This is a genomic window from Cumulibacter soli (genome assembly GCF_004382795.1).
Taxonomy (GTDB): Bacteria; Actinomycetota; Actinomycetes; order Mycobacteriales; family Antricoccaceae; genus Cumulibacter; species Cumulibacter soli.
Genome location: NZ_SMSG01000002.1, coordinates 466509 through 479934, shown reverse-complemented (window position 1 = coordinate 479934; position 13426 = coordinate 466509). Strand labels below are relative to the sequence as shown.

17 protein-coding genes are annotated in these 13426 nt (G+C 65.2%); 12 read left to right on the top strand and 5 right to left on the bottom strand.

What is annotated here, in order from left to right:
* The first annotated feature begins 14 nt into the window (after nt 1-14).
* From rpmJ to deoD, 9 genes are all read left to right on the top strand, one after another.
* The gene (gene rpmJ / locus E1H16_RS05980; RefSeq protein ID WP_106849716.1) at nt 15-128 is read left to right on the top strand and encodes a 50S ribosomal protein L36; all 114 of its coding nucleotides are present in this window, start codon (nt 15-17) and stop codon (nt 126-128) included.
* 171 nt (nt 129-299) lie between these two features.
* Nucleotides 300-671, top strand: a complete 372-nt coding sequence (gene rpsM / locus E1H16_RS05975) for a 30S ribosomal protein S13 (RefSeq protein ID WP_134322770.1) — start codon at nt 300-302, stop codon at nt 669-671.
* Nucleotides 672-726: 55 nt separating this feature from the next.
* Nucleotides 727-1128, top strand: a complete 402-nt coding sequence (gene rpsK, locus E1H16_RS05970) for a 30S ribosomal protein S11 (protein ID WP_134322769.1) — start codon at nt 727-729, stop codon at nt 1126-1128.
* A gap of 28 nt (nt 1129-1156) precedes the next feature.
* On the top strand, nt 1157-1762 hold the full coding sequence (gene rpsD / locus E1H16_RS05965) for a 30S ribosomal protein S4 (RefSeq protein WP_134322768.1): 606 nt from the start codon (nt 1157-1159) through the stop codon (nt 1760-1762).
* Between the two features lie 82 nt (nt 1763-1844).
* Entirely contained in the window at nt 1845-2888 is a 1044-nt protein-coding gene (locus E1H16_RS05960) for a DNA-directed RNA polymerase subunit alpha (RefSeq protein ID WP_134322767.1), read from the top strand.
* A gap of 65 nt (nt 2889-2953) precedes the next feature.
* Nucleotides 2954-3523 carry a 50S ribosomal protein L17 gene (rplQ, locus tag E1H16_RS19100; RefSeq protein WP_134322766.1) on the top strand — a complete coding sequence of 190 codons (570 nt, stop codon included), beginning with the start codon at nt 2954-2956 and terminating at the stop codon, nt 3521-3523.
* Entirely contained in the window at nt 3513-4394 is an 882-nt protein-coding gene (gene truA / locus E1H16_RS05950) for a tRNA pseudouridine(38-40) synthase TruA (RefSeq protein WP_134322765.1), read from the top strand. The genes rplQ and truA overlap by 11 nt, the downstream gene beginning before the upstream one ends.
* Before the next feature lie 470 nt (nt 4395-4864).
* Nucleotides 4865-5341 carry a hypothetical protein gene (locus E1H16_RS05945; protein WP_166741640.1) on the top strand — a complete coding sequence of 159 codons (477 nt, stop codon included), beginning with the start codon at nt 4865-4867 and terminating at the stop codon, nt 5339-5341.
* Nucleotides 5342-5414: 73 nt separating this feature from the next.
* Entirely contained in the window at nt 5415-6131 is a 717-nt protein-coding gene (gene deoD / locus E1H16_RS05940; protein WP_134322763.1) for a purine-nucleoside phosphorylase, read from the top strand.
* Between the two features lie 137 nt (nt 6132-6268).
* Here the strand turns inward: deoD and E1H16_RS05935 are convergent, their stop codons facing one another.
* From E1H16_RS05935 to E1H16_RS05925, 3 genes are read right to left on the bottom strand one after another with little or no spacing between them, the layout of a single operon-like run.
* Nucleotides 6269-6760 (bottom strand): MogA/MoaB family molybdenum cofactor biosynthesis protein, encoded by a 492-nt coding sequence (locus E1H16_RS05935; protein ID WP_243837700.1) that lies wholly within the window; start codon nt 6758-6760, stop codon nt 6269-6271.
* Nucleotides 6757-7227 (bottom strand): cyclic pyranopterin monophosphate synthase MoaC, encoded by a 471-nt coding sequence (gene moaC, locus E1H16_RS05930; protein ID WP_134322761.1) that lies wholly within the window; start codon nt 7225-7227, stop codon nt 6757-6759. Before moaC ends, E1H16_RS05935 begins: the two co-directional genes overlap by 4 nt.
* A gap of 20 nt (nt 7228-7247) precedes the next feature.
* Nucleotides 7248-8471 (bottom strand): molybdopterin molybdotransferase MoeA, encoded by a 1224-nt coding sequence (locus E1H16_RS05925; protein ID WP_134322760.1) that lies wholly within the window; start codon nt 8469-8471, stop codon nt 7248-7250.
* Between the two features lie 316 nt (nt 8472-8787).
* Between E1H16_RS05925 and rplM the strand changes: the two genes are divergently transcribed.
* The 3 genes from rplM (at nt 8788) to glmM (ending at nt 11124) form a co-directional block, all read left to right on the top strand.
* Nucleotides 8788-9234 (top strand): 50S ribosomal protein L13, encoded by a 447-nt coding sequence (gene rplM / locus E1H16_RS05920; protein ID WP_134322759.1) that lies wholly within the window; start codon nt 8788-8790, stop codon nt 9232-9234.
* 31 nt (nt 9235-9265) lie between these two features.
* Entirely contained in the window at nt 9266-9673 is a 408-nt protein-coding gene (rpsI, locus tag E1H16_RS05915; protein WP_134322758.1) for a 30S ribosomal protein S9, read from the top strand.
* Between the two features lie 104 nt (nt 9674-9777).
* Nucleotides 9778-11124, top strand: coding sequence for a phosphoglucosamine mutase (gene glmM, locus E1H16_RS05910; protein ID WP_134322757.1), 1347 nt, complete (start codon nt 9778-9780; stop codon nt 11122-11124).
* Nucleotides 11125-11179: 55 nt separating this feature from the next.
* On the opposite strand, the gene E1H16_RS05905 is transcribed toward glmM, so the two are convergent.
* Nucleotides 11180-12118, bottom strand: a complete 939-nt coding sequence (locus E1H16_RS05905) for an NAD-dependent epimerase/dehydratase family protein (RefSeq protein WP_134322756.1) — start codon at nt 12116-12118, stop codon at nt 11180-11182.
* Complete coding sequence (locus tag E1H16_RS05900; RefSeq protein ID WP_134322755.1) at nt 12118-13392, bottom strand: flavin-containing monooxygenase; 1275 nt, start codon at nt 13390-13392, stop codon at nt 12118-12120. Before E1H16_RS05900 ends, E1H16_RS05905 begins: the two co-directional genes overlap by 1 nt.
* Between the last annotated feature and the right edge of the window lie 34 nt (nt 13393-13426).

Genomic DNA, 13426 nt, shown 5'->3' with positions numbered 1-13426 from the left:
AAGGGCATCATCACGTGAAGGTCAACCCCAGCGTCAAGAAGATCTGCGACAAGTGCAAGGTCATTCGTCGCCACGGCCGTGTCATGGTGATCTGCGACAACCTGCGCCACAAGCAGCGCCAGGGATAGCAGTAACCAACCGGCTGGTTCGCAAGTTGAACCACCAGTAATCGACTCTCGCAACTCCTCCAGGAGACCCCCGGTTTTACGAGGCCGGGGCCGGGCTGTGGCTAGCCCGGGAGCGCGGGTCACACCTCGTAACAACACCGGACACCACTGTCCACAAGGAGCCACGAGCACATGGCACGCATTTCCGGCGTCGACCTGCCGCGCGAAAAGCGCACGGTCATCGCCCTCACGTACATCTACGGCGTCGGTCGCACGTCGTCCGAGAAGGCCCTCGAAGCCACGGGCGTCGACGGCACCACCCGCGTGAAGGACCTGACCGAACAGGACCTGATCAAGCTGCGCGAGTACATCGACAACAACCTGCAGGTCGAAGGTGACCTCCGCCGCGAGGTTCAGGCCGACATCCGTCGCAAGATGGAAATCGGCTGCTACCAGGGCATCCGTCACCGTCGTGGACTGCCGGTTCGCGGGCAGCGCACGCGCACGAACGCGCGCACCCGCAAGGGTCCGAAGAAGACCATCTCCGGCAAGAAGAAGAAGTAGTTCTTCTTCCACCATCGACCAACGACATCCCTAAGAACTTGGAGTAGAAGGCCACATGCCTCCAAAAGCACGCGCGGGCGCGAAGAAGGTCCGTCGCAAGGAAAAGAAGAACGTTGCCGTCGGGCAGGCTCACATCAAGAGCACGTTCAACAACACGATCGTTTCGATCACCGACCCGACCGGTGCGGTGATCTCCTGGGCCTCGGCCGGTCACGTCGGCTTCAAGGGCTCGCGTAAGTCGACCCCGTACGCCGCTCAGATGGCTGCCGAGAACGCTGCCCGCAAGGCGCAGGACCACGGTATGAAGAAGGTCGACGTCTTCGTGAAGGGCCCGGGCTCGGGCCGCGAGACGGCGATCCGCTCGCTGACCGCTGCTGGTCTCGAGGTTGGGACCATCTCCGATGTCACCCCGCAGGCGCACAACGGCTGCCGTCCGAAGAAGCGTCGTCGCGTCTAAGCGCGGGAAGATACAGGAGTAAAGAAACATGGCACGTTACACAGGCCCCGCGACCCGCATTTCCCGTCGCCTCGGCGTCGATCTGGTCGGCGGCGACCAGTCGTTCGAGCGTCGTCCGTACCCCCCGGGTCAGCACGGTCGCAACCGCATCAAGCAGTCCGAGTACCTCACCCAGCTGCAGGAAAAGCAGAAGGCGAAGTACTCGTACGGCGTCCTGGAGAAGCAGTTCCGCCGCTACTACGAAGAGGCCGTTCGTCGCCAGGGCAAGACCGGTGACAACCTGCTGCAGATCCTCGAGTCGCGTCTGGACAACGTCATCTACCGCTCGGGTATCGCTCGTACCCGTCGGCAGGCCCGCCAACTCGTCTCGCACGGTCACTTCATCGTGAACGGCCGCAAGGTCAACATCCCGAGCTTCCGCGTGACTCCGTACGACATCATCGAGGTCAAGCCGAAGTCGCTGTCGACCGATCCGTTTGAGATCGCGAAGGCGACCATGGGCGAGCGTCCGGTTCCGGCGTGGCTGCACGTCAATCCGAACACTCTGCAGGTTCTGGTTCATCAGTTGCCGGAGCGTTCGCAGATCGAGATTCCGGTCGCCGAGCACCTCATCGTCGAGCTCTACTCGAAGTAATCACCTCGGTGCGGGCTCGTTCGTCGAGCTCGCACCGCGCTGATCGTCATATAGCGGGCGATCCGCCAGAAAGGAAACCTCTGTGCTCATTTCGCAGCGTCCTACCGTCACTGAAGAGCCCATCGATGAGCTCCGTTCGAAGTTCGTCATTGAGCCGCTCGAACCCGGATTCGGCTACACCCTCGGTAACTCCCTGCGTCGCACCCTCCTGTCGTCGATTCCCGGTGCTGCGATCACCAGCATCAAGATCGACGGCGTACTCCACGAGTTCCAGACCGTTCCGGGGCTCAAGGAAGACGTCACCGAGCTGATCCTGAACCTGAAGGAACTCGTCGTCTCCTCCGAGGAGGACGAGCCCGTCACGATCGTGCTTCGCAAGCAGGGCCCTGGTGATGTGACCGCCGGCGATATCGCCGCACCGGCCGGCGTCACCGTGCACAATCCTGATCTGAAGATCGGCACGATCAACGATAAGGGCAGCCTCGAGATCGAGCTGACCGTCGAGCGTGGCCGTGGATACGTCCCCGCGCCGCAGAACAAGCAGCAGGGACAAGAGATCGGCCGCATCCCGGTCGACTCGATCTACTCCCCGGTGCTCAAGGTCAGCTACAAGGTCGAGGCCACCCGCGTCGAGCAGCGCACCGACTTCGATCGCCTGGTCGTGGACGTCGAGACCAAGCCGTCGATCCTGCCGCGCGACGCGATCGCGTCGGCCGGTCGTACGCTGGTCGAGCTCTTCGGTCTGTTCCATGAGCTCAACGTCGAGGCCGAAGGCATTGAGGTCGGCCCGTCGCCGTCCGAGGTCGCCGACCTCGCGTCGTACACGATGCCGATAGAGGACATGGACCTCACGGTCCGTTCCTTCAACTGCCTCAAGCGTGAGGGCATCCACACCGTGGGTGAACTCGTCTCGCGCACCGAGGCCGATCTGCTCGACATCCGCAACTTCGGTCAGAAGTCGATCGATGAGGTCAAGGTCAAGCTGCACGGCATGGGACTTGGCCTGAAGGACGCGTCGCCGTTCGATCCGTCGCAGATCGCCGGACTGTACGACGACCTGGACACCGGATTCTCCGATGGCTCCGGCCAGGGTGAAGCCGACTACGCCGAGACTGAAGAGCTCTAGGGCTCGCGCGGCTCGCCGCACCCCACTACCCGTTTGCATAGCAGTAACCGACAGGAGCACCGATCATGCCCACGCCCACCAAGGGCGCCCGTCTCGGCGGTAGCGCATCGCACCAGAAGCTGATGCTCGCGAACCTCGCCACCGCGCTGTTCGAGCACGGCCGGATCACCACCACCGAAGCGAAGGCCAAGCGTCTGCGTCCGCACGCAGAACGGTTGATCACCTTCGCTCGCCGAGGTGACCTGCACGCCCGTCGTATCGTGATGTCCACCATCCGCGATAAGGACGTCGTCCACCACTTGTTCGCCGAGATCGGCCCGCGCTTCGCGGACCGTCCGGGTGGCTACACCCGCATCATCAAGATCGGTCCGCGCAAGGGCGACAACGCGCCGATGGCGATCATCGAGCTCGTCGAGGAAGCCTCGGATGCGACCAAGGTCGTCCGTGAGGCCGAGGCGGCGCGCGGTTCGCAGTTCGAGAAGGACCAGGAACCTGCTGAGTCCTCGGAGCCAGAGGCCACCGACGCCGCTGAAGCTTCGGAGCCAGAGGCCGCAGAGGCCGACGCCGCCGATGCTGATTCCGCAGAGGCTGACGCCGCTGACTCCGACAAGGCGCCCGCTAAGGATGCCGAGTAACAACCTCACCCAGGAGCCCGTCACCGGTCACGGTGGCGGGCTCCTGGCGCATTCCGGACAGTCGCTGGTGCGGCTGCGCCTGGACATCGCGTACGACGGAACCGGATTCTCCGGTTGGGCGGTGCAGCCCGAACGACGCACGGTGTGCGGCGTACTGCAGACGACGTTGGCGATGATCCTGCGCCAAGAGGTGCGCTTGACCGTGGCCGGGCGCACCGATGCGGGTGTGCACGCCAGCGGCCAAGTCGCACATCTGGACCTGCCTGCGCAGGTGTACGCCGATCACTCGCGAATGTTGGTGCGTCGGCTGGCCGGGCTGCTGCCTCCGGACGTGCGCGTATTGGCGATTCGTGTCGTGCCCGGTGAGTTCGATGCCCGGTTCTCCGGGCTGTCGCGCAGTTACGAGTACCGGATCTCGGACCGCCCGTGGGGGATTGACCCGCTGCGTCGGGTCGGCGTAGTGCATTGGCCACGTCCGTTGGATACCGCGCTCATGCAGGCCGCCTCGGATCAGTTAGTGGGACTGCACGATTTCGCGGCGTACTGCCGTCGCCGTCCCGACGCGACCACGATCCGTACCTTGCAGGCGTTTACCTGGGGTCGCGAACGCGACGATACGGTCCTCGCCCGCGTGCAGGCGGACGCATTTTGCCACTCCATGGTGCGCTCACTGGTCGGCGCCATGCTGGCGGTGGGCGAAGGTCGCAAGCCGATCGACTGGCCGTCGGGGCTGCTGGCGCTCGAGGAGCGTTCCAGCGAGGTCGCGGTTGCCGCGGCGAACGGACTGACATTGGTAGCCGTCGACTACCCGCCGGACGACGAACTCGCTGCCCGCAACGACATCACCCGTAACCGACGCGACGCCGAATAATTGTTCGCGCTTGCCGGCCTGCACCGACACGGCGCTACGGCACGGCCTCGTGGTGTGCGGTGGCACTGAAAACGCAGAGCAGGAGCGCAGATATCGCCGTGACAGGGTTATCTCCTCGCTGAGACTGCGTTTTCAGCAGACGAAACGGTCGAGTGCGGCTGCTCGGTGGATCCGCGCCGCGTCGCGAGGCGTCTGAGGGCGGCGACCGCCTCCTGCCCGCTTCGGAAGGCCACCCGATGAACCAGCCCTATCCGCCCGACGGCGCTCCCTATGGCCGGCCAACGGACTATGTCTATCGGCCAACGGGCTACGGTCCGCCAACGGGTTACGGCGCGCCACCGGGTTATCGTCCATCGGCGGGTTATGGTGCGACACCGGGCTATCGTCTATCGGCGGGTTATGGTGCGCCAGCGGGTTATGGTCCGCCGGCGGGACCTTCCCGACTGCCGGCCTATCTGGCTGGCGGTATCGTGCTGGTGCTGGCCATCGTGGTCGCGCTGATTCTGGTACTACGAGATCCGAGCACAAAAGCGGGTGCACCCGCGGGGAGCGGACCAGGTGGCGAGTCCGATCCAGCGGAGGTCACCCAGAGCGTGATGACGGCGCTGGACGATGGTGACGCGTCCGCGATTGCCGAACTGTCTCGCGGCGAGGTCGTGGTGCAGTTGGAGCAGATCCTGGATTCGGGCACGATGGGTGTCACGTTCGGGACCGGCCATGTGCTGGACGAAACGAGCGAAGATGTCGACGACGGCCAGATCGCGATAGTCGTGTGGGAGGTCGTCGATGTGCCGACCGAGCTCGACACTTACGAAACCTATCTCGTCGTCGGCCTGCTCGATGACGGCGACGGCTACCAGGTGTGTCATATCGATGATCCGATGGGCGAATCGACCTCGTCGCTGATGAGCGACTGGGAAGACGACTACGAGATGGCCTGCCAGTAACGACGCTCACTGTTCATCTGGTCGCTGTGTGCCCCTGAGCATCGCCGCGCGGCACGCGCCATAGGCTGGGCGCATGAGCTTACATATCGGGGCTGAGCCCGGCCAGATCGCACCCTACGTCCTGATGCCCGGTGATCCGCTGCGCGCGAAGTGGATCGCTGAGACCTATCTCGAGGACGTCGATCAATACTCCGACATCCGCAACATGCTCGGGTTTACCGGCACCTACAAGGGGATCCGGATCTCCTCGCAAGGCTCCGGGATGGGCATGCCGTCGTTCTCGATCTACGCACACGAACTGTTCGCGGATTACGACGTACAGACGGTGATCCGGGTCGGCTCCGCCGGCGGTCTACGCGATGAGGTGAAGATCCGCGATGTCGTGCTCGCGCAGGCCGCGTGCACGGACTCGAATCTGAACCACCTGCGCTTCCACGGCGCGTCGTACGCACCGATCGCCGATTTCGAACTGTTGCAGGCGGCGTACTCCGTGGGCGACGAGCGCGGCTTCGGAATGCACGTCGGCAACTGCGTTTCCTCGGACTCGTTCTACAACGACCGCGCCGAGTTGGTAAGCGGTCTGGCCGAATATGGCGTGTACGCCGTCGAAATGGAGGCCGCCGCGCTGTACACCCTGGCGGCGAAGTTCGGCCGCAAGGGTCTGGCCCTGTTGACGATCTCCGATCATCTGCTGACCGGTGAAGAGACCACGGCGCTGGAGCGTCAGGAGTCCTTCGGCGACATGGTCGAAATGGCGCTGGAGACCATCGTCTCGGTACACGGCGTCTGAGTCGCGCGAGCGCGCGTCCTCCGAGGTGATGGCGGAAACGGCCCGACCGTAATGCACGGCGTCCACACAGGGCCAGTGGCCCGAGCGGTGCGCGTCTGCACCTCACGTCATTAGTGGTTTAGTGCGCAGGCGACCGGTTACGGGCGGGGGTGGTCGCCGCCGTGGAGTTGGCTGAGGATGTGCCCGAGTAGTGGCGCCAGGACGGCGAGTCCGTCTTTTACCCCGCCCTTGGAGCCGGGCAGATTCACGATCAGGGTGCGTACGGCGATGCCGGCGATTCCGCGCGAAAGCACCGCGGTGGGCACACTCGGCGCGCCGTACGCCCGGATCGCCTCGGCCAGTCCGGGCGCGGGCCGATCGATCACCGTCGCGGTGGCCTCCGGCGTGACGTCCGTGGGGCTCAGTCCGGTGCCGCCGGTGGTCAGCACCAGGTCGATGCCGTCCGCGGCGGCGCGGCGCATCGCGTCAGCCAATGCGTCTGTGTCATCGGGAAGTACCGTGCGGTGCACGTCGAGACCGAGTTGCCGCAACTCGCGCTCGAGAAACTCACCGCTGGTGTCCTCATATACGCCCGCGCTCGCGCGGTTGGAGGCGGTGAGCACCAGCGCCCGACCGACTAACGACGTCACGGCCGGTTCCATTCGCCGGTCTTGCCGCCGAGTTTTTGGTCCACCCGAACGTCGGCGATCACCGCCGCCGGGTCGACCGCTTTCACCATGTCGACCAGGTTGAGCCCGGCGACGGCGGCGCAGGTGAGCGCTTCCATTTCGATACCGGTGCGATCGGCGGTACGCACGATGGTGGTGATCTCCACCCCGTCGTCCACCACCTCCAACTCAACCTTGACCGAGTGAATCGCGATGGGGTGGCACAGCGGGATCAGGTCCGGCGTGCGCTTCGCCGCGGCGATTCCGGCGATCCGCGCGACCGCGAGTGCATCGCCCTTTGGCACACCGTCGCCGCGTAGCAACGCCACCACCTCGGGCGTGGTCAGCAGTTTCGCGCGGGCGGTCGCCTCGCGGGCGGTGATTTCCTTGGCAGATACGTCGACCATGCGCGCTTGACCGCGACCATCGACGTGGCTCAGCTCAGCCATATCTCGCTCCTCATCAATCGCTACAGCGCGGAATCCAGCAGCCAGATCTCGACCTCGTCGCCGGGGCCGATCGCCTCGACGTCCTCGCCGACGACGGCCAGGCAGTTCGCGCGGGCCAGCGAGGCGAGCATGTGCGAGGGGGGAGTTCCAACCGGTTCGACCTGACCGGTGGGGATATCGCATACGCCGCGCAAGAACTGGCGCTTGCCGGCGGGGGATGACTGCGCGGCACCGGCCCAGGTGCCGACGAACCCGGGGCGCTCAGTGTCCGGCAGACCCATCCACGCCAGCAACGCCGGGCGGACGAATACCTCGAACGACACGAACACGCTGACCGGGTTACCCGGAAGGGTAATGATCGGCGTGCCCTCGAAGTGCCCGCTGCCTTGGGGCATCCCTGGCTGCATGCCGACCTTCGTGAACTCGACCGATCCGGTGAGAGCTTCCTTCACCACTTCGTACGCACCAGCGCTGACGCCGCCGCTGGTGATGATCAGATCGGCCTCCGAGGCGGCATCGCGCAGCCGCTCGTTGAAGGTCGGTACGTCGTCCGCGACCAGGTTCAGTGCTCTGGCGTTCGCGCCGATGCGCCGCAGCGCGCTGACGAGGGTGACGGAGTTGGATTCGTAGATCTGCCCCGGCCGCAACTGCTCGCCCGGCGAGACGAGTTCACTGCCGGTGGAGAGCACCAGCACTGCCGGACGCCGATACGCCCGCACGGTGGGGTGTCCGCTCGCGGCGGCGAGACCGAGCGCCGCGGGGGTCAACACGGTGCCGGCGGGCAGCAGCACGTCGCCGGCGTCCGCCTCCTCGCCCTTCGGGCGGATGTGTCGGCCGGCGGCCACCGGTTCGCTGATTGTCACTTGGTCCGGGAGCGCGCCGGTCTGCGCAGCATCGGTCAACTCGACCTGAACGATGGTGTCTGCGCCGTCCGGGACCGGCGCGCCGGTCATGATCCGCGCGGCCGTACCGGGTCGCAGCGGTTCATTCTCGGTTCGGCCGGCGGGGATGTCCGCGCTGACCGGCAGGGTAGTGGGGCCGTTGGCGTTCAGATCTGCGTGCCGGACGGCGTACCCGTCCATCGCCGAGTTGTCGAACGTCGGCAACGCGACGCGCGCCAGGAGGTCCTCGGCGAGCGTGAGTCCGTCGGCGTCCGCGAGGGGTACGTCAGCCGGGGCGGCCGGCGGCAGTAGGGCGCGGACGGTCGCGGCGTAGGCATCGACGCTGGTGAGTTCGGCTGGCATACGCTGAGGGTAATCCACCGCCGATGTCGCTCGGTTCGGCCGTTCTGGTGAGGGAGGCCACCCGATTGCGACGGCGCTGGCTTTGACCGATCACTGGCTGCCCTGTAAAGTTAATCGTCGGTCGCTGACTAGAAGTGCGTCGCGAGACAGCACTCGGTTCGGACCGGCCACCGAACGCGTCAAGCGTGGACATCTGCACAGCGGCCTGACTTTTGCGCCTTGTGCCTGTGCGTCTGCGTCTGACTACCACAAGAGTTTGTCAGGGTGAGTTCCGTTTGCGCGGGCTCCCAACGATGTATCGAAGAAGGCAGTTCAAGTGCGCACGTACAGCCCGAAGGCCGGCGAGGTCACTCGCGTCTGGCATGTCATCGACGCTGAGGATGTCGTCCTCGGTCGCCTTGCCACGCACGCAGCCAACCTGCTGCGCGGCAAGCACAAGCCGCAGTACGCCCCGCATGTTGACACGGGCGACTTCGTCATCGTTATCAACGCCGAGAAGGTCGCCCTGACCGGCAACAAGCGTGACGCCAAGCTTGACTACCGCCACTCCGGTCGCCCCGGTGGGCTGAAGTCACGCACCTACGGTGAGGTTCTCGACGGCCCGCGCCCCGAGCGCATCGTGGAGAAGGCCGTCAAGGGCATGCTGCCGCACAACAAGATGGGCGCGAAGCAGATCCGCAAGCTCAAGGTGTACGCCGGTGCCGAGCACCCGCACGCCGCGCAGGATCCGCAGGCCTTCACCATCAACCAGGTCGCCCAGTAGGCGCCGGCTCAAGCCAAGGGGATAGCAAAGCATGACCACCATCGTCCAGGCCGATAAGCCGGTCCAGACCGTCGGTCGCCGCAAGGAGGCTGTCGTCCGCGTTCGCCTCGTTCCGGGCACCGGCAAGTTCTCGCTCAACGGTCGCGACCTCGAGAACTACTTCCCGAACAAGGTTCACCAGCAGCTCATCAAGGAGCCGTTCGTGACCCTGGAGAAGGAAGACCAGTTCGACGTCATCGCGATCCTGTCCGGCGGCGGCATCACCGGCCAGGCAGGTGCCCTGCGCCTCGGCATCGCCCGTGCGCTGATCGAACTCGACGCAGAGGACCGTCCGCCGCTGAAGAAGGCTGGCTTCCTCTCGCGCGACCCGCGCGTCAAGGAACGCAAGAAGTACGGCTTGAAGAAGGCCCGTAAGGCGCCGCAGTACAGCAAGCGCTAACTCGGTCCTGATCGAAGGGGGTGTCCGGTCCGGACACCCCCTTCGATCGTTTCAGTACTCCTGCTTCGCGGGCGTTAGTCTGCAGTTTCGAAAGGGATCGGCACATGGGCAAACTGTTCGGCACAGACGGGGTGCGTGGACTTGCGAACGGGGAGACGCTGACGCCAGCGTTGGCGTTGCGCGTGGGCGAAGCAGCCGCGCGGGTGTTGGTCCGCGACGTGCACGGCAGGCGTCCCATCGCCGTCATCGGCCGGGATGGCCGCGCCAGCGGTGAAATGCTGGAGGGTGCCGTCGTCGCCGGGTTGACCTCGGCGGGCGCCGATGTCGTGCGAGTCGGCATGTTGCCTACCCCGGCTCTGGCTTTCTTGACCGCGCATTTCAACGCCGACCTCGGCGTGATGCTGTCGGCGAGCCATAATCCGATGCCGGACAACGGGATCAAGATCTTCGCGGCGGGCGGGCACAAACTGCCCGACGAGGTCGAGGCCGAAATCGAATCGCTCGTGCTCAGCGATCAGGACGTCTGGGAGCGGCCGATCGGCGAAAATATCGGTCGGGTCAGCGACCATCTTGAGGGCGCGAACGCGTACGCCGACCACCTGCTCACGGCCGAGGCAACCCGCTTGGACGGTCTGAAGGTAGTCGTGGATTGCGCGCACGGTGCGGCGTCGTGGGTGGCGCCGGAGGTGTACCGGCGTGCAGGTGCGGAGGTCGTCGTCATCGGCGCCGAGCCCGACGGCACGAACATCAACGACGGAGTCGGCTCGACGCATCTGCAGTCGCTGAAGGCCGCCGTACTCGCCCACCACGCCGACCTAGGTATCGCGCATGATGGCGATGCCGATCGCTGCCTGGCCGTGGACGCGAGCGGAACCGAGATCGATGGCGATCAAATCTTGGCGATCTGTGCGATAGCGCTGAAGGAAGCCGGCGCGCTCGCGGCGGATACCGTCGTCGCGACCGTGATGAGCAACCTAGGTTTTCACCACGCGATGAGCGAGTACGGGATCTCGGTGGCAACGACCGCTGTCGGTGATCGCTACGTGCTGGAGCGGCTGCGTGCCGACGGGTTCTCACTTGGTGGGGAGCAGTCGGGACACGTGGTGTTCCTGGACTTCGCGACCACCGGGGACGGTCTGCTGACGGCGCTGCGGTTGATGGCTCGGATGGCGTCGACCCGGCGTTCGCTGGCGGAGCTCGGGTCGGTGCTGAAGCGCCTGCCGCAGGCGTTGCACAACGTTCCGGTGGCGGACCGGGATCGTGCCGCGGCGGCCAGGCCGGTCGCCGAAGCAGTACGTCGCGCTGAAGTGGAGTTGGGCGACGGCGGCCGTATATTGTTGCGTCCCAGCGGTACGGAGAACCTGGTCCGCGTCATGGTCGAGGCGCCAACGCACGAACAGGCCGAGACGGTGGCGAAGAAGGTCGCCGACGTAGTCGCCGCAACGCGCTGAGGGTCGCGGCGGGCTGAACGCCGCTGGGCGTCGCGGCACTCGGGTCAATGGTGAGTCACTGTGCCGGTAGGGAGGCGACCCAATGACGTAGTCCCGACTCCAGATCGAACGTTCGCGGCCCGACCAGCGCCGAGATGGCCGCGTCGTCAACGGAGCCGGGGAGTCCCGCCAGATCGGGCAGTGACGGGCCCTCTACCGTCACGGTGCAGCCTGGCGCGATCAGTTCCAGCGTGCGCGCGAATTCGCGCATCGAGGTCAGCGATCCGCCGGTGTTGAAGAAGTATCGAGTTTGGATTCGTTCGGCGGGAATCGTTGCCAATGCGGCGAACTGCGTGGCCACGTCGTCGACGTACACAAGACTCAGGTTGTGAATGTCCTTGTCGATGACTGCCGCCCCCTCGCGGACGGCGCTTTCCACGATGCCGGCCAGCCATCCCGAGACGCCGCGTCGTCCACCGAGGCCATATACCGGGCTCGGGCGCAAGCCGAGCCCGAGTACGCCGAACTGCTCGCGGTAGCGATCGGCGAGTTTCTCCAGGTACAACTTGCCAGCGCCGTAGAGCGGCATACCGTCGGCGATCAGCGGTGCGGCGTCCTCGCGCAGTGGTAGGTCGGCGGCCGGGTACCGCGCATCGGCGCCATAGATAGCGACGGAACTAGAGGTCACCAGCCGCGGTACACCAGCGGCGCGCGCGGCTTCGAAGGCGTTGACGGTGCCCATCACGTTGAGCTCGCTGGCCTCGGCCGGCCGAAGATTCGTCGCCTCGCCGAGGCTGTATGCCAGGTGCACCAGTACATCTGCACCTTCGGCGGCTGCCCGGAGCTCCGATCCGGCCAGCACATCGCCTTCGATCAAGGTGACGTCATCCAGGGCGCCGAGAAATCGTCGATCGGCGGCGACGTCGTACAGCACGACCTCGTGTCCGTCGTCGATGAGCTTTCGGGTGGTGAGGCTGCCGATCGCACCGGTGCCGCCGGTGATCAGGATGCGCATCAGGCGTCCTTTCCGTCGTTCGTGAGAGTGGAGAGATACCGCTTGCCGTCGACCTCGAACAGATAGCGCTCAGAATCGACGTACCGCTTGGCCACGCCGGTGCGGTAAGCGTCGATCTCCGCGTAGATCGCGTCGTGCGATGCGCGTGCGATCGAACCGGACAGCCGTGCCGCGATCCACCGTGCCTGCGCTTCGACGAGGCGAATGGTGGAACCGACCGGCTGGATCAGTCCACTGAAGAACAGCCCGTCGTACTGCGGATGTTCGATGCGGCGGTAGAGGCGGCCAGCTAACGCTTCGGAGCACAGATCATCGGTGAGGAACGGAAACACGTGTCGGTAGCCGGTGGCATAGATGATCGCGTCTGGTGTCAGCACGGATCCGTCGGCCAACTCGACCCGCTTCCCGTCGAGGCGTGTGATCGTCGGGCGAAATTCGATCCAGCCGTATCCGGCGTACGGCAGGAGTTCTTGACCGATGGTCGCGTGTTCGCGCCAGATCGGATGCGTCGGCTTCGGGATTCCGAATCGTTCCTGTGGGCCCTGGATTCGGCGAGCGAGGAAGTTGATGATGCCGCGGGCAGCGGGCGTCGGCAGGCGCAGTTTCCGAGTGAGGGCGGCGCTCCAACGATCGGTGGGCACGCCCATCAAGTATTTCGGCAGGATCCAGGCGCTACGACGCGTGGCCATCGTGACCTGGCTGGCGACGCGCGCCAGGTCGGTGGCGATATCGCACGCCGAGTTGCCCATTCCAACGACCAGGACGTGCTGATTGCTGAACTCTTCGGGTTCGCGGTAGTCGTGCGAATGCAGTGTGCGCCCGCTGAACTCCCCGTCGAATTCGGGCATCCGGGGATGGGTGAGGTGCCCGTTCGCTACTACGAGGGCGTCATACACGCCGAGGTCGCCTTCTGCTGACCGCACGCGCCATCGTGATCCCTCACGAATCACACTCTCGATTGTGGTGTTCGGGGTGAGCGCGTCCGCAATGCCGAAATGCGCGGCGTAGTTCTGCAGATACTCCAGTACGTGTGCCGCCTGCAGGTAGGTGGGCCAGTCGCCCGGGACGCTGAAGTCGGGGAATGCCAGCGAACGCGAACTCGTGTCGATTTGCAGCGAGCGGTACGCCGAGGATGTGCCGCTGTCGTTGTTGTACTTCCACAACCCGCCGAGTTCGGAACCCTTCTCGAACCAGTCGAAACCGATCCCATTCTCGTGTAGTGCCTTGGCCGCGGTGATTCCGGCAGCTCCCGCGCCGATGATGCACACCTTCATGGACGATCCTTTCTACCTACCGGAAGGTAGACTA